The organism is Rhizobium sp. PAMB 3174, assembly GCF_052908375.1.
The window spans coordinates 2,221,655-2,242,320 of the sequence record NZ_CM128608.1; the positions used below are offsets into that span (position 1 = coordinate 2,221,655).

Genomic DNA, 20,666 nt, shown 5'->3' on the forward strand with positions numbered 1-20,666 from the left:
TGCACGCGGGCAGGGGATCAGCCGGGAATCGGTACGACCCGGAGGTCACTGTCGTCCGTTTCCCGATGCGAAGCAATCGGACTTGAGGAATGCGCAATGGCGGCAAAAAGTTCCACGTCGTCGCCAAGATCGGCATTCGGCGTGGTCAGCAGCGTCTCGCCGTAGAAGACCGAGTTGGCGCCGGCCACCATGCAGAGGATCTGCGCCTCGCGGTTGAGGGACGAGCGCCCGGCCGACAGCCTGACCATTGCCTGCGGCATCACCAGCCGGGCGGTCGCGACCATGCGGACAAGCTCAAGCGGATCGATCCTCGCCCGGTTTTCAAGCGGCGTGCCGGCCACCGGGACAAGCGCATTGATCGGCACGCTTTCGGGGTGCGGGTCCATGGCGGCAAGCACCTGCAGCATCGACGCCCGGTCACGCACCGTCTCCCCCATGCCGATAATGCCGCCGCAGCAAAGGTCGATACCGTAGGCACGGACGGTGGCAAGCGTCTCCAGCCGGTCCTGATAGGTCCGCGTCGAGATGATCCGGCCGTAGAACTCCGGGCTGGTGTCGAGATTGTGGTTGTATGCGGTCAGCCCGGCCTCGGCGAGACGCTCGGCCTGATGCGGCTTCAGCATGCCAAGCGTCACGCAGGCCTCCATGCCCAGCCTGCGCACGCCCCTGACCATGTCGAGGACCGCGTCGAACTCGCGACCGTCCTTGACCTGCCGCCAGGCCGCGCCCATGCAGAAGCGTTCGGCGCCGGCCGCCTTGGCCCGCGCCGCCATCACAATGACGGCCTGCGGGTCCATCAGCCGGTCTCGGGTCAGGTCCACCTCGCTATGACGGGCCGATTGCGGGCAATAGGCGCAATCTTCCGGACAGCCGCCGGTCTTGACCGACAGCAGGCTCGCCTTCTGCACCCGGTTGGGATCGTGATACTGCCGATGGACCGCATTGGCGCGCCCCACCAGTTCCAGAAGCGGCAGGCCGTGAAGCGCCTCGATCTCCCCGACGCTCCAGTCGTGCCGGACGTCTCCGTCCCTTGCGGTCATCGGACAAAGCCCGTTGCCCGTTCGACCAGGCCGCGGACCGAGGACGCGCCGACGGCAACGACGGCAATCTTGACGAGGTCGCCGAGAATGAAGGGCGCGACACCCAGGGCGAGGAGCTTGCCCGGCGGCACATAAGCGGAAAGCCAGGCAAGGCCGAACAGATAGACGACCACCAGGCCGGCCGCCATGGCGGCAAAGCGGCCGATCATGCCCCTGCCCGCCGACAGCACGCCGACCATCCAGGAGGCGACGAGGAAGCCGATCAGATATCCGCCGGTCGGGCCGACCATGTAGGCAAGACCGATCCCCCGTTCCGGCGTGCCGGAGAACACCGGCATGCCGACGGCGCCGGCGGCCAGGTAGGCGATGAAGATGGAAACGGCGAGCCGCGGGCCAAGAACGACCGCGAATGCCATCACCGCCATGACATGCAGGGTCATCGGCACCGGCCAGAACGGTACCTGGATCTTTGCCGCCAGCGTCATGACCGCCGCGCCGGCAATGGCTACGCCCATGGTTTTCAGGGCCTTGCCGCTACGGCTCTCGGCCGGTTGGGTGATCGTGTCCTTCATGTGTCTCTCCTTTTTAAAATTATAGATAATTTTTATTTTCTATCGCTAATCGAATCCACAGAAATACAAAAATGACAAGAGGCGCGCCCGACATCACCGTCGGGCGCGCTCCAAGCTGTTCAATTCATTGAGATTATGCGCGGCTCTTGCCGACCCACTGGACGTGCCGGGCCAGCACGGACACGGCGAGGTCAACCTCGCCCTTGCGCAGGGCATGGAGAATCGCCTGGTGGTCGCGGTCGGTCGGCGTTTCCCATTCGGCACGCCAGCCGGAGAAGAGAAAACGCGCGCTTGCGGCCTGCAGATCGTCGATCGCCTTGATCAGCCTCGGCATGCCGCAGGGCTTCAGCAATGTCTGGTGAAAGGCGCGATTCGCCTCCTCCCAGGCCTGCACATCGCCCGATTTTTCCATCGTCCGGTTGATCTCTTCCGCGCGGTCGAGCAGCGCCCTCGTCAGATGCGGCGCGGCATGGCGCAGCGCCAGGCTCTCCAGGGCGGAGCGCATTTCGGCGACCTCGCGGACCTCCTCCAGACTGAAGCCGGCCACCCGCACGCCGCGGCGCGGCAGGCTGGTCACCAGCCCCTGCGCCTCCAGCCGCCGGAAGGCCTCGCGCACCGGGACATGGCTGGCACCGAACTCTGCGGCGACATGATCCTGCGCCAGCCGCACGCCGGGCGCCAACGCACCGGAGACAATCCGGTCCGCCAGTACCTTCGAAATGCGAACGGCAATGGTATCGTCCTTGGCTGCAGACATATTTTATAGATAATTTGAACCGGCTCGCCTGTCGAGATGGAGAAGTGCGCCGCCGCGCTTCGTCCACACGTCTGCCGGACTATCGGGAGCAGGCGTACTGAGAAAAGAAACCCCGCGGCGGCCACACCACGGGGTTTCAACGATCAAAAGGCAGTCGACCCGATCAGAATTCCTGCCAGTCATCCTTGACCGCGACAGCCGCGCCGCCGGATGCGGTGGCCCTTCTCGCCGGCGCCGAGTACGCCGGCCTTGCCGGCGCCTGCGCCATGACGTGTGCGACCTGGCGCAGCGCGGACGACTGCGCCGCGGCAATGCCGTCGATCTGGAACTGACCGACGAGGTCGCGAAGCCGCATGGCTTCCTGAGCGAGCGAGTTCGAGGCGGCGTTGGACTGCTCCACCATCGCCGCGTTCTGCTGCGTCGTCTGGTCCATCGAGTTGACCGCCGTGTTGACTTCGGCCAGCCCCACGGACTGCTCCCGGGCGGAGGTGGCGATCGCTTCCATGTGGCCGTTGATCTCGACGATGAAGCCGCCGATCGTCTTCAGCGCCTCGCCGGCATCGCGGACGAGCTTGACGCCGCCTTCGACTTCGGTGGACGAGGTCTGGATCAGCGCCTTGATTTCTTTCGCGGCCTGGGCGGAGCGCTGTGCAAGCTCGCGCACTTCCTGGGCAACGACGGCGAACCCCTTGCCGGCATCGCCGGCACGCGCCGCCTCGACACCTGCGTTCAGCGCAAGCAGGTTCGTCTGGAAGGCGATCTCGTCGATCACGCCGATGATGTTGGAGATCTGCTGCGAGCTCGCTTCGATCTTCTTCATCGCCTCTTCGGCCGTCGAGACGACTTCCGCCGATTTCACGGCGGACTGGTTGGCCCGCGTTGCGACCGAACGGGCCTCTTCCGTCCGCTTTGTGGAGCTCGTCACATTCGCGGTGATCTCGTCGAGGGCGGCAGCCGTTTCCTCCAGCGAGGCAGCCTGCTGCTCCGTGCGCTTGGACAGGTCGTTTGCGCCGGCGGCGATCTCGCGGGTGCCATTGTCGATCGAGGATGCGGTTCCGGCAATCGACGACATGGCGGCGCCGAGTTGGCTAACCGACTGGTTGAAGTCATGGCGCAGAGCCTCGAAGTCCGGCGCGAAGGCTTCCGTCAGCTGGAAGGCCAGGTCGCCGGCGGCAAGACGCTTGAGGCCGGCGGCAAGACCGGAGGTGGCGACCCGCAGCCGTTCCGCGGCGTCGGCTTCGGCCTTTTCCTGAGACGCGATGCGGTCGGCCTCCGCCTTGCGGCGGTTTTCCTCGGCTTCAGCTTCGAGACGCTTGTTGGCAATGGCCGCCTGGCGGAAGACTTCAACGGCTCCGGCCATGGATCCGATTTCATCGGCGCGGCCTGCAAACGGCACTTCGGACGCGGTATCACCTCCGGCAAGTGCCTTCATCGCATCGGTAATGCGGTTGATCGGACGGGCGATGCCGGTCATGGCGAAGATCATCGAACCGAAAACGACCAGTCCCACGAAACCGAGGGCGCTGAACATGATCACCCGCGTCGAGGAATACGCCTCCCCGCTCGATGCATATGCCTGTTCCGAACCGTCATGATTGATCTTGATGAGCTCGACCAGCAGATTTGAGGCAGCGTCGTAGTCGGTGTCCATCTGCCCCTTGAACAGCTTTGCCGCTTCTTCATTCTGGTTGGCGCGCGACAGGGTCAGCAGCTTTTCGTGCAGTACGAGATAGTCAGCCCATTCCTTCGAAAACTGTTCGTAGACCTGACGTTCGTGATCGGAGGAAATCAGCGCTTCATATTTCTTGCGCAGCGTGACGATGCTGTCGCCGACAGCCTTGATGTCGGCTTCGGCCGCGGCCATCTCCGCCTCGTTGGTGGACATGATGTGCGCGCCTTCGCCGATGCGGAAGTCCGACGTCGCAGTATTGATCGTGTTCACCAACTCGACACTCGGCAGCCAGTTCGTCGAAATTTCCGTCGTAGCGTTGTTCGTGGTGGCGAGCCCGTTGATGGCAATATAGCCAAGGGCCGCGGAAATGATGGCGATCGACGCGAATACAGCGGTCAGCGACGCCTTGATACTCAGTCTCTTCATGAAGTCAGTCCTCCAACATTCGAAAATGGCGATCCGCTTCGCTGGCGACAGATCCGAAGGTGGAGGGCCCGCATGGCGTCAGAGACGTCACGCGCCGTTCAGATCGCGGACAGGAAGTCACGCACGGGTCGCAGCCAGAATTAACCATCTACCGTTAAAGAATTATCAACGAACACGACGCGACAAAGTTCAAACGTCTCGAAATTGAAATTTTTTCTATTGCGTAAAAGCATAATACAACCAGAATTAGGCGTAGTTAAACATTATATCAAATTTATACTTTTCCGAAGAATACAAATTCGGACAATTCAAGATGAATGCGCACCCCGCACGGACACCGACGAGACGCCGGCTGTGTCAGCGAACAGGCGCTTGCCCCTTGCTTTGTGCGAAGTCCTCCGCCAAAACGCCGGCATGATCACGATTTCCGACCTCACGGTCCGCATTGCCGGACGCCTGCTTATTGAAAACGCCTCCGTATCGCTTGCCGACGGGATCAAGGCGGGTCTGGTCGGACGCAATGGCACCGGCAAGTCGACCCTTTTCAAGGTGCTGACCGGCGACCTCGCCGCCGAGACAGGCAATGTGACGCTGCCGCGCAACGCCCGCATCGGTCAGGTGGCGCAGGAAGCGCCCGGCACAGAGGACCCGCTGATCGAGATCGTGCTGGCCGCCGACAAGGAGCGCGCGAGCCTGATGCGCGAAGCCGAGACGGCGACCGATCCGCTGCGCATCGCCGACATCCAGACGCGCCTCGCCGATATCGGCGCTCATTCCGCAGAAGCACGGGCGGCGAGCATTCTGGCCGGCCTCGGCTTCGATCACGAGGCGCAACAGCGACCGGCCTCCTCCTTTTCCGGTGGCTGGCGCATGCGCGTCGCACTCGCGGCCGTGCTGTTCTCCGAGCCCGACCTCCTGCTGCTCGACGAGCCGACCAACTATCTCGACCTCGAAGGCACGATGTGGCTGGAGGATTACATCCGCCGCTACCCCTACTCCGTCATCATCATCTCGCACGACCGCGACCTGCTCAACACCGCCGTCAACGCGATCATCCATCTCGACCAGAAGAAACTCACCTTCTATCGCGGCGGCTACGATCAGTTCGAGCGGCAGAAGGCGGAAGCCGATGAACTGCAGATGAAGGCCAAGGCGAAGAGCGATGCCAAGCGCAAGCATATGGAGGCCTTCGTCGAACGTTTCCGCTACAAGGCGTCCAAGGCACGCCAGGCGCAGTCGCGATTGAAGGCGCTTGAGCGGATGGGAACGATCGCCGCCGTGGTCGATGACCACGTGCAGGGCTTCACCTTCCCCGTGCCGGAAAAGGAGCTCGCCTCGCCGATCATCGCGGTGGAAGGCGGCGCGGTCGGTTATCAGCCCGGCAAGCCGATCCTGAAGCGCCTCAACCTGCGCATCGACGCCGACGACCGGATCGCCCTGCTCGGCTCGAACGGCAACGGCAAGTCGACTTTCGCGAAGTTCATCTCCGGCCGGCTCTCCGCCGAAAGCGGCAATCTGAAGATCGCCACCAACCTCAAGACCGGCTTCTTTGCCCAGCACCAGATCGACGACCTGATCCCCGGCCAGTCGGCGGCGGACCATGTGCGGGCAAAAATGCCGGATGCTCCGGAGGCCAAGGTGCGCGCCCGCGTCGCGCAGATGGGCCTGGCGACGGAAAAGATGGACACGCCGTCGAAGGACCTTTCCGGCGGCGAGAAGGCGCGACTGCTGATGGGCCTTGCCGCCTTCGAAGCGCCGAACCTGCTGATCCTAGACGAACCGACGAACCATCTCGACATCGACAGCCGCCGCGCGCTCGTCGAAGCGCTGAACGACTATCCCGGCGCCGTCATCCTGATCTCGCATGACCGCCATCTGATCGAGGCGACTGTCGACCGGCTGTGGCTCGTCAAGGACGGGACCGTGTCCGCCTATGACGGAGACCTGGAGGACTACAAGGCCCTCGTGGTGCAGTCGGGCAAGAGCCGCGAAGACAAGACCGCGAGTTCCGAGGCCGACGACGGCGTTTCCAAGGCCGAGGCCCGCAAGCGCGCCGCCGACAGGCGCGCGGCGCTTTCTCCGCTCAAGAAGAAGATCAACGAAATCGAATCCTTGACCGGCAAGCTTGAGAAACAGATTCAGGCGCTGGACGTGGAGCTCGGCGACCCGACACTTTACGAGAAGTCGCCGGCGAAGGCTGCCGCCAAAGCCAAGGAACGCGCGGACGCCGCGCGCAGGCTATCTGAAGCCGAGGAGCAATGGCTGCTGCTCTCCGATGAATACGAAACCGCAATGGCAGGTTGATTTCGGCACAGCCAAGCCACTGCCGTGCTTGGGTTTCCCGGAATTGCTATAATTTTTGCGATCGCCTTAAGGGATGGGAAATGCTTGCGCGATATGGTGCGGCGGGTTCCAATTTATTGCGACTTTCCGGACACCACGAAGCGTGAGGCCATTTTCAGAGCCATGTTTCATTGGATGGAAAGCCGCCGAGGCTAACAGATGAAGCGGCTCTTTCGGCGATTTCTGGTCAAGGACAAGCAGGGCGCGACAGCAATCGAGTTCGCATTGCTGGCCATGCCCTTCTTCATCATGATCTTCGGCGTGATGGAAGTCGCGCTGATGTTCTTCACCGACTCGACCCTCTCCGCTGCCTTGCAGACCTCCGTGCGCGAAATTCGCACCGGTTCGGCACAGACCGCGGCCACGGATATCAACAGTTTCAAGGCCAAGGTTTGCAACAACATGGCCTACGCCTTCAATTGCAGCACCGATCTGCTGATCCGCGCGGACGTATTGACGGACATGTCTTCCGTCAACTACGCCACGGCGGTGTCGGCTGGCACGATCGCGGTGACGGAAGGGTTCGACATCGGCGAGTCCGGGGATTACGTGCTCGTCCAGGCCTTCCTGCCCTGGAGCCGAATCCTGACCATGTACGGCACCAATGACGCGACGCTTGCCGACGGCCGCTATGTGCTGGCCGCCGCGACCCTGTTCAAGAACGAGCCCTTCTGATGACGACAGCAGCAGCCATCCGCGAAGGCGCGTTCAAACGGCTTGGCCGTGTGGTTCAAAGGCTGCGCGCCGACAGGCGCGGCGTGTCCGCCATCGAATTTGCGCTGATCATGCCCATTCTTGTCATTCTGCTTGCCGGCACGGTCGATCTTGGTCAGGCACTGATCGTCAACCGCAAGGTCAATCAGATTTCCTCGACCGTGGCGGACATGATCTCCCGCTCCTCCTCATGGAAGACCGCCGACGTCGACGTCATCCTTGCCGGCTCCGCAACCATACTGCAGCCATTCTCGACGAACGGCCTGACCATCCAGCTGGCCGTCATCGACGTGGCCACGGACCTCAGCACCACGGTCAACTGGTCCGTCGGCTACCAGGTGACTGCCTTGACCAAGGGAGCTGCATCGCCGCTCGACATCCCCAATGATGTCAAGACTTCCGGCGTGCAGATGATCGTGGTCGAGACCAAGTATTCGCTGGTCACGCCATTCACCTCGCTGTTGTCCGCGGCGACCGGCGTCACGAGCTACAATTACGACAAGTTCCACTTCACCCGTCCGCGTATCGGCGACACGCTGACACTAAACTGAGGCAAGGCCCGACGGCTTAGGCCTTCCGCTGCCAGCGACGGTCGGAACTCTGCTGCCAATAGGTCAGCGCGTGCCCCTCCTCCTTCAGCCGCTTCCACTGGGCGCGCGCCGCGCCCACCTCGGACTCCTCGTATCCGTCGAACATCAGCACAACGCGCTGGTACCCGCCGACGTCCTGCGGCGCAGCGCCGTCGACATAGAAGCGGACGCTTGAGGCGTTCGGGTTCGCATCAGCAACACTGAGCAGGATCGGCTCTGCCGCGGGGGTTTCCGCCTCATCCGTCGCATGCGGCAGAAAACTGTCGGCCCGAAAGGTCCAGAGATGCGCATCCATGCCGTCGCGACGCTCGGCATTGGAAAACTGGACGGAGACCCGCCACCCCCGCTCAATACTCTTTTCGAGCAGGGGCGGCAGGGCGTCCTCCAGTTTCGACTCCGTCATGTGGTAAAAAAGGACTTCCGTCACGGACGCCGTCATCCTTCGTAATTGGCGCGGACCAATTCATCGAGAAGCCGGACACCGAAGCCGGATGCCCAGGTCGTGCTGATTTCCGTTGCCGGCGACGCCATCGCGGTTCCGGCGACATCGAGATGCGCCCAGGGCGTTTCCTTGACGAAGCGCTGGAGGAACTGCGCTGCGGTGATGGCTCCAGCATTGCGCCCGCCGGTGTTCTTCATGTCGGCGAACTTGCTGTCGATCAGCTTATCGTATTCGGGCGCCAATGGCAGGCGCCAGAGCTTTTCCTGGGTATGCAGGCCCGCCTTCAGCAGGTTTTCGGACAGCGTATCATCATTGGAGAACAGCCCGGCATGCTGGGTTCCGAGCGCCACGAGCACGGCACCGGTCAGCGTCGCCAGATTGATCATGAAGGCCGGATTGAAGCGCTCGTTGCAGTACCAGAGCGCATCGCCGAGAACGAGCCGGCCTTCCGCATCGGTGTTGATGATCTCGATCGTCTGGCCGGACATGGAGGTGACGATGTCGCCCGGACGCTGGGCGTTGCCGTCCGGCATGTTTTCGACGAGGCCAAGGATACCAACGGCATTGACCTTCGCCTTGCGTGCGGCAAGCGCATGCATGAGACCGATCACGGCGGCAGCACCGCCCATGTCACCCTTCATGTCTTCCATGCCACCGGCTGGCTTAATCGAAATACCACCGGTATCGAACACCACGCCCTTGCCGACGAAAGCGACAGGCTTGGCCTTGGCCTTGCCGCCCTTCCACTGGATCACGGCGAGACGCGGCGGCCGGCTGGAGCCTTGCGCCACGCCAAGCAGCGCACCCATGCCGAGCTTGCGCATGTCCTTTTCGTCGAGAATCTCGACTTCGGCGCCAAGCTTTTCGAGCTCCTTGGCCTTGGCCGCAAACTCGACCGGGCCGAGCACGTTCGGCGGTTCGTTGACCAGATCGCGTGCCAGGATCGCGCCGGCGACCACCGCCTCGGCGTCCGCGAAGGCCTTCTTCGCGTCGGACACGGCAGCGGTGACGATCGTCACCTTGACCTTCTTGTCCTTTTCCTCGCCGTCCTTGTCACGCTTGGTCTTGTACTTGTCGAACTTGTAGGCGCGCAGGAGCATTCCGGCGGCAAAGTCGGCGGCGTTGGCGGCTGTGACCTCGACGCCCGGCGCATCAAGGAACACGCTGACCGATGTGCTGGAGCCAATCTTGGAAGCGGCGGTGCCGCCGGCCCTGAACCAGTCGTACGGCGCGAGGTCGGCAGACGCACCGAGACCGACCACCACCACCCGGTCGGCGGCGGCGTCTTCCGGGGCGATGAAGTCGAGGACACCCATGGATTTCGCCTTGAATTCCGCGATGCCGGATGCGCGCGCGACGGCGGCCGCGGAAATCACGCCATCCGCCGGCGACGGGCCGTTGCCGCCCTTCGCCTGCAGGAGAACGGCAAGACCTCCCTTGACCGAAACCGACCGTGCGAAACTGACTTCCAATTTATCCGACATCTCGTCTCCCGACTGTTTTGAGCATGGCTTTTGCGAAATCATGGGACAATCGCCGACGAAAACAAGGGCAAGGTGTCGAATTGCGGCAGTCTTCCACGGTGTTTGCCGTCCTCACCCACTCCAGCACAGGCGGGAACGCAAACGTGAACAACCCGCGTCATCGCGGCAGGTCGAAATGGAAATCCGGATGTGATACCGATCGCCGAAATTTCGCTGCGCCGATACAGGCAGAGGGAGAGCATCGTTTGGCATTGTCGGTATCGAGCCTGTTGGAAGACGTTAGACGAAGTGGCGCATGGCGACATGCCGCTACCCGCCTGGAACCGTTGCGGAGCGCGAAGACATGGCTGCGGCCGGACGCCCGCCAGGCGATGACGATTTCCCTTGTGCTGCTTGTCGCATGGTGGCTGCTGCTTGCCTTCTTCTACCTGTTTCCAAGTATCGACATCGCCGCCGCGCGACAGTTTTTCACGAGCACTCCCTGCCCGGCGACGGCCGCACCCGATTCGGTGTGCGGAACCTTCGCGCTGCAGACCAACGGATTTCTGAATTTCATCCGGCGGATATTCTTCTATCTGCCGGCGCTCTCGGCGATCTGCGTCCTGATTGCCTTGATCCACCAGTTGTCACGCGACCACACGCCGCGAATCAAGCCAGATCAGGCGGCACGACTGACACAGGCCATGCTGCTCGGGCCGAAACTGCTCGGCGCGGTCATGACAGAGGAACTCAACCGCTCGCGTCGGCCCCGTTTCGTCGATATCTGCAGGGTGATCTTCGTCTATATGCCGGCTTTTCTTGCCTATCGGCTCCTCCTTGCGACGGTCCGCCTGCTTTCCACCACAGGGAAACCAACGGCGAAGCCGTACAGGATCAGCGCGATGGCGGCCGGCGTCGTATCCATGCTTGTCGGTCCATACGTCCTGGTCAATCTCGTGCTCAAGGAGATATCCGGGCGTCCGAGGCCGCGCGTGACCGACCTTTTCGGCGGCGACATGACTTTCATGCCGGCAGGGGTTTTCGGGGGCGAATGCGATCATAACTGCTCGTTCGTTTCCGGCGAAGCGTCGGGCGCCGGATGGCTGATATGCCTCCTCGTCATCCTGCCGCCGGCGTGGCGCAAGAGGTTGTTCATTCCAATCGTCGCGAGTTCATTGCTGACGGCCGGATTGCGCGTTCTTTACGGCGGCCACTACCTGTCCGATGCTTTGCTCGGCTGGCTGCTCTCCGTCGTCGTGTTCTACGCAACGCTTGGCGCTTTCCTGTACCTGCGGGTCGGCAGGAGGCTTCTTGAGGGGCGCGGCCTTTCCATTTCTGCAACAGCACCAGAAACTTGAGCCGGGCATGGCACCGCCCAACGCAGTTCCCGCTTGCCTCTCCCGTCCCGTTATGTATCAAAGGCGAACATGAAGACCCTGCAGTCCTACATATTCGGACGAGTGATGCAGATGTCGCTTGCGGCATTTCTGCCGATCCTTGCTATTATATGGACGACACAGGTCCTGAGGCGCGTGGATCTGGTGACCGACAGCGGACAGTCGATTGGCTCGTTCATGCTGCTCGCCACGCTGATCATGCCGAGCATCGTGCCGCTGGTGCTGCCGTTCGGATTGGTGATCGGCATCACGCAGACGCTGACATCCATGAACAACGATTCGGAACTGGCAGTGATCGACGCCGCCGGCGGGCCGCGATCGACAATATTCATGCCGATCATCCTGCTGTCGCTGATCTTCAGCGCCGTCTCGTTCGGTGTCACCAACTACGCCGCCCCCGCCTCAAGCCGGGCTGCGAAGGACATGATAGCCGAGACCTATGCGGACCTTCTCTCAACCGTGATCGAGGAGAAGACATTCCGACAGATCGAGGGCGGTCTTTATGTGCAGATCTCGCAGCGGCTTTCCGGACGCATCCTGAAGGGCCTCTTCGTCGTGGACGAACGCGATCCGACGGTCAGCCTGATCTACTATGCCCGAGAAGGCGCCGTTAACAGCGACGGCACATCGCTGATCATGAACAACGGTCAGATCTACCGCAAGCTCCCGAACGGCGAAGTGTCCGTCATCAGTTTCGACACCTACGCTTTCGATCTGTCCGAACTGACGGCATCGGACGACGGCGCATCCCTGAAGGAAGGCGACCAGCCGACTTCCTATCTCTTGAACCCGCCGGCCAACGACGATCGGTACAAGGCGACAGCTGACCGCACATGGTCGGAACTGCACCGCCGCTTGAGCGACTGGACGACCCCGCTCGTCTTCGGCCTCATTTCTCTGGTGTTTGCGGCTGATGCCCGTTCGCACCGCGAGGCGAGGCTTCATCCGATGATCGGAGCGCTGATTGTATCGTTCCTGGTGCGCGGCATCCTCTTCTACGTGACCAACCAGACGGGCCGCGGCTATGCCAGCGTCGCCTGGTACTACGTCGTGCCGGCGGTCTGTGTCGCAGTCTGCCTATATCTGCTCGTCTCCGGAAGGAGGCTGAAGTTCACCGAAGGTGTAAGCCAGCGGATCAGTACGACATGGCAGCGAACCATCCGTCGGCTGGATTCGCGCACGAACGACGAAGACGAAGGTGTCGCATGATCTTCACGACGCTGGGCCGCCATTTCTTCAAACTCTACGTCACGACCTTTCTGTGGTTCGCACTCGGAACCTCGGCCATCATTTTCCTCGCCGATTTCAGCGAAACCACAAGGCGCCTGTCCTACATGTCGAGCTACTCCCTGCTCGGTGCGTCGGCGATGACGCTGTTGCGCCTACCGCTCATTCTGCAGCAAACGATTCCGTTCCTTGCGCTCTTTGTCGGCATGACGGTGCTGATTGCACTGAACCGGAAATACGAGCTGGTGGTCACGCGGGCGGCCGGCATTTCGGCATGGCAGTTCATGCAGCCTTTCGTCTTCGGGGCGCTGGCGATGGGACTGACCACCACCTTCTTGCTTAACCCGCTAGCCGCCTACGGCATGCGCCAATCACAGACGCTGGAAAGCGACTGGCGGATCGACGCTGGACGAATGAAGGAAAAGTTCATCATTCCCTGGTTCAGGCAAACAGTCGGCACCGACGACATGATCATCGGTGCGGCTTCGGTCTCCGACAACGGCACGACCCTGAACAAGGCGACGATATTCCATTTTGATGCGGATGGCCGGATCGTTCTCAGACAGGACGCAGCCACAGCAAAGTTGGAAGATGGTTACTGGCTCCTTACCCAGGTTTCGGAGCTTCGTCCCGGCGAGGTGGTGAAGACGCTGCCGGAGGTCAAGGTTCGTACCAATCTGGAACAAAAATACCTTACCGAGCGCCTGACAGCGCCGGAAGACGTTGGTTTCTTTGAACTTTCACGCAAGATCGAGGCGGCAAAGAGCTACGGCGTGCCACCCTATCCGCTGCAGACACAGTATCATTATCTTTTGTCATTGCCTGTGCTTCTCGTGGCAATGACATTGATTGCCGCGACCGTATCGCTAAAGTTCAGCCGGTTCGCGCAATCGAGGTCGATGATTCTCGGTGGAATCATTTCCGGGTTCGTGCTTTATGTGGTGACCGCATTGGTTAAGGCTTTCGGAAGCAGTGGTATTCTGCCGCCGTTCATTGCCGCGTGGATTCCTGTAATCGTGGCTCTGGCTGCCGGGGCGACAGTACTGCTGCATCAGGAGGATGGCTAAGTGGCGGCTAGGGACCGCAGACATTGGGGAAAGCTGGGGGCTGTTCTTCTTACTACCACGGCGCTGACAGCGAACCCGGCGGTGGTGACGAGTGCCTACTCCCAGACAGCTTCTGCGCAGAATACAGGCACCGAGCTTGTTTCCGCGAAGATTCCGGAAGGATCGAAACTCCTCCTCTCCGCCAATGAGCTGATTTACGACAGAGACAACGACCGTGTGATCGTGCGCGGCGCTGTGCAGATTTATTACGGCGGCTACAAGATGGTCGCCCGTCAGGTCGAGTATAACCAGAAGAACGGCCGCCTGATCGCGACCGGCGGCATCGAACTCGTGGAGCCGGGTGGCAACCGCGTCTATGCCGACAAGATGGATATCACCGACGATTTCGCCGACGGCTTCGTGAACACGTTGCGGGTCGAGACGACGGACAACACGCGCCTGGCCGCAGAGACTGCGGAACGCGTCAACGGCAAGGTGTCGATCCTGCACAAGGGCATCTACACAGCTTGCCTGCCATGCGAGAGCGATCCGAGCCGTCCACCGGTCTGGCAGATCAAGGCCGAACGCGTCATCCAGAATGGCGAGACCCACACGATCCGGCTTGAAAAGGCCAAGTTCGAGCTGTTCGGCCGTCCGATCGCATTCTTCCCGTCGATCGAGGTTCCGGACAACACTGTCAAGCGCAAGTCCGGCTTCCTGTTCCCGACGATGAGCACGTCGCAGAACCTCGGCTTCGGCATCAAGGTCCCCTACTACTGGGCCATCGCACCCGACCGGGACATGACCGTCAACGCCACCGGCTATACCAATCAGGGCTTCCTGCTGGACGCGGAATACCGGCAGCGCTTCGAAAACGGCACGCATGTCTTCCGCTTTGCGGGCATCGACCAGATGAACCCCGGAAGCTTCTCTGCCGATACGACCGATTCGGAACGCAACATGCGCGGCATGGTGGCGTCGAAGGGCGAGTTCAAGATCAATCCTCGCTGGACCTTCGGCTGGGATGCGATGCTCCAGAGCGACAACAATTTCGCCAAGACCTACGGCCTCGACGACCTGGACAGCACCGTCCATACGAACAAGGTCTATCTGAAAGGCTTCGGCCAGCGGAACTCGTTCGAGGCAAACGCATATTACTTCGACGTCCAGGACGCCGATACGGATAGCATCGACGAGAAGAAGCAGGCCATCGTCGGACCGGTCATCGACTACAAGTACTATGCGCCCGAGGCCGTTGCCGGCGGCGAGCTTTCGCTGGACGCCAACTACACCCATCTGACACGCTCGAGCTCGGACTTCTACACCGTGTCCGGACGTGACCGTTTCCGCGGACTGAGCGGCGACTACAACCGTCTTTCGGCCGAAGTGCAATGGCAGCGTACCTTCACGACCCCGCAGGGCATACTGCTGACGCCGATCGCCGCGGCACGCGGCGATGCGCTGAACGTCGACATGTCCGACCCGTCCGATCTAGGTACCTATGATGGTGACTGGCAGGGCAACGGCGCCAAAACCCGAGGCATGGTCACGGCCGGGCTTGAGGCGCGCTACCCGATCCTGATGACGACCCAGAACAGCTCGCATGTCTTCGAGCCGATCGCCCAGATCTTCGTCCGGCCGGACGAACAGATGGTTGGCGGCCTGCCGAATGAAGATGCGCAAAGCTTCGTCTTCGACGCCACCAACCTGTTCGAGCGCGACAAGTTCTCGGGATACGACCGCATCGAGGGCGGCACCCGCGCCAATGTCGGCTTCCGCTATACCGGCACGTTCGACGCCGGCTATTCGATCCGCAGCATTTTCGGCCAGTCGTACCAATTGGCCGGCAAGAACTCTTTCGCCTCGGAGGATCTTGTTGGGGCCGGCCTTGAGTCCGGTCTTGAAAGCACCGTGTCGGACTTTGTCGGCATGGTCGCGGTCGACCTTCCGGTCGGCGTGTCGCTGTCGACCAGTTACCGCCTCGACGAGAAGACCCTCGACCTGCGTCGTGCCGATGCATCTGTGAGCTATCGAAGCGATCGCTGGCAGACGGATGTGACGTACACCCACATCACTGCGCAACCGGATTACGGCTTCGACAGAGACCAGGAGGAATTGCAGACGGCCGGTTCGCTCAACCTCAACGACCGGTGGTCGGTATTCGGCTCGCTGACCTGGGACATCAACAACAACGTACTGAGCCGCCGCGGCGTCGGCGTGACCTATGCGGACGAATGCACCGAATTCTCGCTCGTCTATTACGACAAGCGCGACACGGACAACGAGTCCGCGGTCGACTGGTCGATCGGTGCCCGCGTCGTGTTCAGAACCCTTGGTGACGTTTCCCTCGGCAGCACTAAGTTGACCGGCTTCGATTGATATTCCGAACTTGCATCAAAGCACCTCTGCCGGGATATTCCCGACAGAGTGCTTGGAACGTCATCGTTTTGCCGCAACCATTGTACATTTCATGCTGCCTGCTGTAGATATCCGGCAGGGATACGGTATCGGGGCAATACCGCAGGGAAAGGAACATCCATGAGATTCGTGAGACAGGCGTTGTCGGCAATGGCTCTTTCGCTGGCCGCGCTGACGCTTAGCTTCACCGTTCAAACGACGATCCGTCCGGCCTATGCGGCAAGTTCGGTGGAAGTGGTCGTCAATGACGAAGTGATCACCAGTGGCGACGTCGCGCGCCGGGCCGCCTTCCTTAAGCTGCAGCGCAAGCAGGGCAACCTCAAGAAAATGGCCCTGCAGGACATGATCGACCAGGTGCTGAAGCGCCAGGAGATTCTACGCACCAAGATGTCGGTCAGCAGCAGCGACGTGGATGCCGCCTACGAACGCTTTGCCTCTGGCAACAAGATGTCCACCGCGCAGCTCGACAAGATTCTCCAGCAGGCAGGCGTCGGCAAGGAACACTTCAAGGCCTATATCGCCGTTTCCATGAGCTGGAGCCGCGCTGTGCGCGCCCGCTACGGACAGAGCGACGGGCTTTCGCAGGACGAGCTGATCGAAAAGCTGCAGCAGACGAAAGAAAAGCCGGTCACGACCGAGTACATCCTGAAGCAGATCATTTTCGTGGTCCCAGAATCCCGCCGCAAGGCCATCCTTTCCAAGCGCAAGGCGGAAGCGGATGCGGCGCGGGCGAGGTTCCCCGGATGCGACCAAGCGAAAGTCTTCGCAGCGACGATGATGGACGTGGCGGTCAAGGATCTGGGCCGGTTCATGCTGCAGGAACTGCCCGCAGATTGGAAACCCTTCATCGAAAAGGCCAGCAATGGCACGACCGCCACCCGCGTGACGGACCGTGGCGTGGAGTTCCTGGCGATATGCTCCGCACAGCAGGTGTCCGACGACAAGGCCGCCGAAGTCGTGTTCCGCGAGCAGAAGCAGGAAGAGATGAGCAAGAAGAAGGGCGAGGATCCGGACGACAAGAAGTACATCGAGGAACTCCGGAAAAAGGCGCGGATCGTCTATCCCTGACGATCGATGCCCTCATCCATGCTCCATCCCACTCCACTTGCGTTGACGCAGGGCGATCCGGCCGGAATTGGGCCGGATATCGCCTTATCCGCCTACAGCCGTCGCGAAAGCATGAACCTTCCGCCGTTTCTCTATATCGGAGATCCGGCGGTTCTTGCTTCGCGCGCGGCAAGCCTCGGCATGAGCGTCGAGATTGCTGAAGCGGATGCGTCTGACGCAGTGGCCATCTTTCCCCGCGCCCTGCCCGTCATGCCGGTTCCTGCCGGCGCAGAGGTGACGCCCGGCATTCCGGACAGCAACTCGGCCAAGGGCACGATCGCGGCCATCGAAACGGCGGTCTCGTTGGTCAGGGACGGACGGGCCGGCGCTGTCGTCACCAATCCCATCGCCAAGTCAGTACTCTATGCGGCCGGCTTCTCGTTTCCTGGACATACCGAATTCCTGGCGCACCTTTCGGGGCTCACCGCGTCCGGTGAGGCCTATCGACCCGTGATGATGCTCGCCGGCCCGCAGCTGAAAGCCGTTCCGGTGACGATCCACATTCCGTTGAAGGATGTCCCTGAGGCGCTGACGAGCGAGTTGATCCTCGAGACCTGCCGAATCATCGACCATGATCTGAAAACACGCTTCGCGATCTCTTCGCCACGGCTGGCGCTTTCCGGGCTCAATCCGCATGCCGGAGAAGACGGCGCGCTCGGTCAGGAAGACGGGGCGATCATCAAGCCTGCGATCGACACGCTGCGCGCGATGGGAATCGACGCCTTCGGGCCCCTGCCCGCCGACACCATGTTCCACGACGCTGCGCGCAAGGGCTATGACGTCGCCGTCTGCATGTATCACGACCAGGCGCTGATCCCAGCAAAGGCGCTCGGCTTCGACGACAGCGTCAACGTCACCCTCGGGCTGCCCTTCATCCGCACGTCTCCCGATCACGGCACGGCATTTTCGCTGGCCGGCAAGGGCGTGGCCCGGCCGGACAGCCTGATTGCGGCAATACGTCTTGCCGGCGAACTCGCCGCTCACGCGGCAAAGGCGGGGGCATAATGGCGGCACTCGACGGTCTCCCGCCTCTGCGCGACGTCATCCGCACCCATGGGCTCGACGCCAAGAAGGCGCTCGGGCAGAATTTCCTGCTTGATCTCAACATCACCCAGAAGGTCGCACGCACCGCCGGTCCGCTCGCCGGAATGACGGTGATCGAGGTCGGCCCCGGGCCTGGCGGCCTGACGCGGGCAATCCTGGCGCTCGGCGCCGAAAAGGTCATCGCGATCGAACGCGACCCGCGCTGCCTGCCGGCCTTGGCCGAAATCGGCGAACATTATCCCGGCAAGCTGACGGTCATCGAGGCTGATGCCCTGAAGGTTGATTTCGCGGCGCTGGCCGGCGACGCGCCGACGCGGATCATCGCCAACCTGCCCTACAATGTGGGCACCCAGCTGCTGGTCAACTGGCTCCTGCCTGCGCACTGGCCGCCCTTCTGGCAGTCGATGACGCTGATGTTCCAGAAGGAAGTCGGGCAGCGCATCGTCGCCCAGGAAGGCGACAATCATTATGGCCGCCTCGGCGTGCTCTGCGGCTGGCGCACGGACGCGCACATGATGTTCGACCTGCCGCCGCAGGCCTTCACGCCGCCGCCCAAGGTGACGTCGACGGTCGTCCACCTGACGCCGATCGCCGCGCCGATCGCCTGCGAGGCCTCCGCTCTGGAAAAGATCACCCATGCAGCATTCGGGCAGCGCCGCAAGATGCTGCGCCAGAGCCTGAAACCGGTTGGCGGGGAAGCCCTGTTGAAACAGGCCGACATCGATCCGTCGCGGCGGGCGGAAACGCTGAGCGTCGAGGAATTCTGCCGGCTGGCAAACTGCCTGTAGCAGTTCACAACCCGATTTCGCCTCGGGCGCTTTCTTCCTGAGATGACAGAGGAAAAGACGGTTAGCGCCGCGTCTCTTCCATCAGCGCGTTGACGAATTCGAACAGGCCTGGCCGGCGGTCGCGGCGCAGGCGTTCCGCCGACACGATCGACTTCAACGAGCTGAAGGCGCGGTCCAGATCGTCGTTGACGATGACGTAGTCATATTCACGCCAATGCTCGATTTCAGCGCGTGCGTTGGCGAGGCGCGTCTGGATGACCTCTTCCGAATCCTCGGCGCGGCGATGCAGGCGGGCCTGCAGTTCATCGATCGAAGGCGGCAGGATGAAGATCGACACGACGTCGGCCGACATCTTTTCCTGCAGCTGCTGAGCGCCCTGCCAGTCGATGTCGAACAGCATGTCGCGCCCCTCGGCCATCGCCGTTTCCACCGGCTCGCGCGGCGTGCCGTAGAAATTGCCGTGCACCTCCGCCCATTCCAGAAGTGCATCCGTATCGCGCATGCGCTCGAAGTCGCGGATGGAGATGAAGTGGTAATGCACGCCCTCGATCTCGCTCGGGCGGCGCTTGCGGGTGGTCACGCTGACCGACAGTCCGATCGCCTTGTCCGCCTCCAGCACGTTGCGGGCGATCGTCGACTTGCCGGCACCCGACGGCGAGGAAATGACGAGCATCAGCCCGCGGCGCTTGACATTGCCTGCGATCTCTGCCGCATTTGCCATTGGTCGGTTACTCCAGGTTCTGTATCTGCTCGCGGAACTGGTCGATGACGACCTTCAGTTCGATGCCGGCGGCCGTGACCGTGGCGGAATTCGATTTCGAGCAGATGGTATTCGATTCGCGGTTAAATTCCTGTGCGAGAAAGTCGAGCTTACGCCCCACCGGTCCGCCGTCGGCCAGGAGCTCGCGCGCGGCTGCGACATGGGCCTTGAGGCGATCCAGTTCCTCGCGGATATCGGCCTTGGTCGCCAGCATGGCGGCCTCGGCATAAAGACGGTCGCTGTCGAGCGAAGGACCGGCATCCATCAGCGCCTGCAACTGCTGTGAGAGCTTCCGGACGATCTCCTGCGGGCTGCGGGCCGGATCGGCCTCGATCGTGTCGGCGAGCGCCGCGATCTTGCTCAGCTGCGCCTCGAAGAGATCGGCAAGGGACGCCCCTTCCCTTTCCCGCATCGACTGGAGCCGTTCAAACGCAACGCGAGCGCTTTCGAGAACGGCGCGATCGAGTTCGGCAACGGCTTCCTCGCTGTCCTGGCTTTCACGGAATTCGACAAGCCCGCGGATCGACAGCAGCGTGTCGAGCGTCATCGGGGCCGTGTCGGCAAGGTCGCCGAGTTCGTCCCTGAGCCTCAGGACCGCATCGAGCGCGTCACGATTGAGGACCGCCTGCATCCCGGCGCTTTCCGCCGTCAGCGTCAGGGCGGCCTGGACGTTGCCCCTGGCCAGGCTGTCGGAGGCGATGCGGCGCAGGTCGCCTTCCAGCCGCTCCATGCCATTCGGCAGCCGGAAGCGGATGTCGAGCCCCTTGCCGTTGACCGACCTCAGTTCCCAGCTCCAGCGGTAGCGTCCGACGGCTCCCTCGCTGCGGGCAAAGCCCGTCATCGACTGCAATGGCATCTCG

18 protein-coding genes are annotated in these 20,666 nt (G+C 62.0%); 10 read left to right on the forward strand and 8 right to left on the reverse strand.

What is annotated here, in order from left to right; all coding sequences use genetic code 11:
- Positions 1-17 precede the first annotated feature (17 nt).
- The 4 genes from bioB to ACU5AY_RS10625 form a co-directional block, all read right to left on the reverse strand.
- The gene (gene bioB / locus ACU5AY_RS10610; protein ID WP_446826178.1) at positions 18-1,040 is read right to left on the reverse strand and encodes a biotin synthase BioB; all 1,023 of its coding nucleotides are present in this window, start codon (positions 1,038-1,040) and stop codon (positions 18-20) included.
- A complete protein-coding gene (locus ACU5AY_RS10615; RefSeq protein WP_446826179.1) occupies positions 1,037-1,612 on the reverse strand; it encodes a biotin transporter BioY in 576 nt (191 codons plus the stop codon). Before ACU5AY_RS10615 ends, bioB begins: the two co-directional genes overlap by 4 nt.
- Positions 1,613-1,745: 133 nt before the next feature.
- Positions 1,746-2,369: a GntR family transcriptional regulator gene (locus ACU5AY_RS10620; protein ID WP_446826180.1), complete on the reverse strand. Its 624-nt coding sequence runs from the start codon at positions 2,367-2,369 to the stop codon at positions 1,746-1,748.
- A 163-nt stretch (positions 2,370-2,532) separates the two neighbouring features.
- Entirely contained in the window at positions 2,533-4,467 is a 1,935-nt protein-coding gene (locus ACU5AY_RS10625) for a methyl-accepting chemotaxis protein (RefSeq protein WP_446826181.1), read from the reverse strand.
- A gap of 414 nt (positions 4,468-4,881) precedes the next feature.
- Here ACU5AY_RS10625 and ACU5AY_RS10630 point away from each other — a divergent pair, with 414 nt between their 5' ends.
- The 3 genes from ACU5AY_RS10630 to ACU5AY_RS10640 all read left to right on the forward strand — a co-directional run bounded on the left by ACU5AY_RS10630 (position 4,882) and on the right by ACU5AY_RS10640 (position 8,075).
- Positions 4,882-6,771: an ABC-F family ATP-binding cassette domain-containing protein gene (locus ACU5AY_RS10630; protein ID WP_446826182.1), complete on the forward strand. Its 1,890-nt coding sequence runs from the start codon at positions 4,882-4,884 to the stop codon at positions 6,769-6,771.
- A gap of 198 nt (positions 6,772-6,969) precedes the next feature.
- Positions 6,970-7,485, forward strand: coding sequence for a TadE/TadG family type IV pilus assembly protein (locus ACU5AY_RS10635; RefSeq protein WP_446826183.1), 516 nt, complete (start codon positions 6,970-6,972; stop codon positions 7,483-7,485).
- Positions 7,485-8,075, forward strand: a complete 591-nt coding sequence (locus ACU5AY_RS10640; protein WP_446826184.1) for a TadE/TadG family type IV pilus assembly protein — start codon at positions 7,485-7,487, stop codon at positions 8,073-8,075. The genes ACU5AY_RS10635 and ACU5AY_RS10640 overlap by 1 nt, the downstream gene beginning before the upstream one ends.
- 16 nt (positions 8,076-8,091) lie before the next feature.
- Here ACU5AY_RS10640 and ACU5AY_RS10645 read toward each other — a convergent pair whose 3' ends face one another.
- Positions 8,092-8,541, reverse strand: a complete 450-nt coding sequence (locus ACU5AY_RS10645; protein ID WP_446826185.1) for a DNA polymerase III subunit chi — start codon at positions 8,539-8,541, stop codon at positions 8,092-8,094.
- A gap of 8 nt (positions 8,542-8,549) precedes the next feature.
- Positions 8,550-10,040: a leucyl aminopeptidase gene (locus tag ACU5AY_RS10650; RefSeq protein WP_446826186.1), complete on the reverse strand. Its 1,491-nt coding sequence runs from the start codon at positions 10,038-10,040 to the stop codon at positions 8,550-8,552.
- A 245-nt stretch (positions 10,041-10,285) separates the two neighbouring features.
- On the opposite strand from ACU5AY_RS10650, the gene ACU5AY_RS10655 reads away from it, so the two are divergent.
- The 7 genes from ACU5AY_RS10655 (at position 10,286) to rsmA (ending at position 19,046) form a co-directional block, all read left to right on the forward strand.
- Positions 10,286-11,377, forward strand: a complete 1,092-nt coding sequence (locus ACU5AY_RS10655; RefSeq protein WP_446826187.1) for a phosphatase PAP2 family protein — start codon at positions 10,286-10,288, stop codon at positions 11,375-11,377.
- 69 nt (positions 11,378-11,446) lie between these two features.
- Entirely contained in the window at positions 11,447-12,625 is a 1,179-nt protein-coding gene (locus ACU5AY_RS10660) for an LptF/LptG family permease (protein WP_446824700.1), read from the forward strand.
- Positions 12,622-13,710 (forward strand): LPS export ABC transporter permease LptG, encoded by a 1,089-nt coding sequence (gene lptG / locus ACU5AY_RS10665; protein ID WP_446826188.1) that lies wholly within the window; start codon positions 12,622-12,624, stop codon positions 13,708-13,710. The genes ACU5AY_RS10660 and lptG overlap by 4 nt, the downstream gene beginning before the upstream one ends.
- The gene (locus ACU5AY_RS10670; protein ID WP_446826189.1) at positions 13,711-16,068 is read left to right on the forward strand and encodes an LPS-assembly protein LptD; all 2,358 of its coding nucleotides are present in this window, start codon (positions 13,711-13,713) and stop codon (positions 16,066-16,068) included.
- Between the two features lie 159 nt (positions 16,069-16,227).
- Complete coding sequence (locus ACU5AY_RS10675; RefSeq protein WP_446824703.1) at positions 16,228-17,175, forward strand: SurA N-terminal domain-containing protein; 948 nt, start codon at positions 16,228-16,230, stop codon at positions 17,173-17,175.
- Between the two features lie 18 nt (positions 17,176-17,193).
- Complete coding sequence (pdxA, locus tag ACU5AY_RS10680) at positions 17,194-18,219, forward strand: 4-hydroxythreonine-4-phosphate dehydrogenase PdxA (RefSeq protein WP_446826190.1); 1,026 nt, start codon at positions 17,194-17,196, stop codon at positions 18,217-18,219.
- Entirely contained in the window at positions 18,219-19,046 is an 828-nt protein-coding gene (gene rsmA / locus ACU5AY_RS10685; RefSeq protein WP_446824705.1) for a 16S rRNA (adenine(1518)-N(6)/adenine(1519)-N(6))-dimethyltransferase RsmA, read from the forward strand. The genes pdxA and rsmA overlap by 1 nt, the downstream gene beginning before the upstream one ends.
- A gap of 61 nt (positions 19,047-19,107) precedes the next feature.
- Here the strand turns inward: rsmA and gmk are convergent, their stop codons facing one another.
- Together gmk and ACU5AY_RS10695 are read right to left on the reverse strand one after the other, a co-directional pair.
- Positions 19,108-19,767: a guanylate kinase gene (gmk, locus tag ACU5AY_RS10690; protein ID WP_446826191.1), complete on the reverse strand. Its 660-nt coding sequence runs from the start codon at positions 19,765-19,767 to the stop codon at positions 19,108-19,110.
- Positions 19,768-19,774: 7 nt separating this feature from the next.
- Positions 19,775-20,662: a YicC/YloC family endoribonuclease gene (locus ACU5AY_RS10695; protein ID WP_446826192.1), complete on the reverse strand. Its 888-nt coding sequence runs from the start codon at positions 20,660-20,662 to the stop codon at positions 19,775-19,777.
- Between the last annotated feature and the right edge of the window lie 4 nt (positions 20,663-20,666).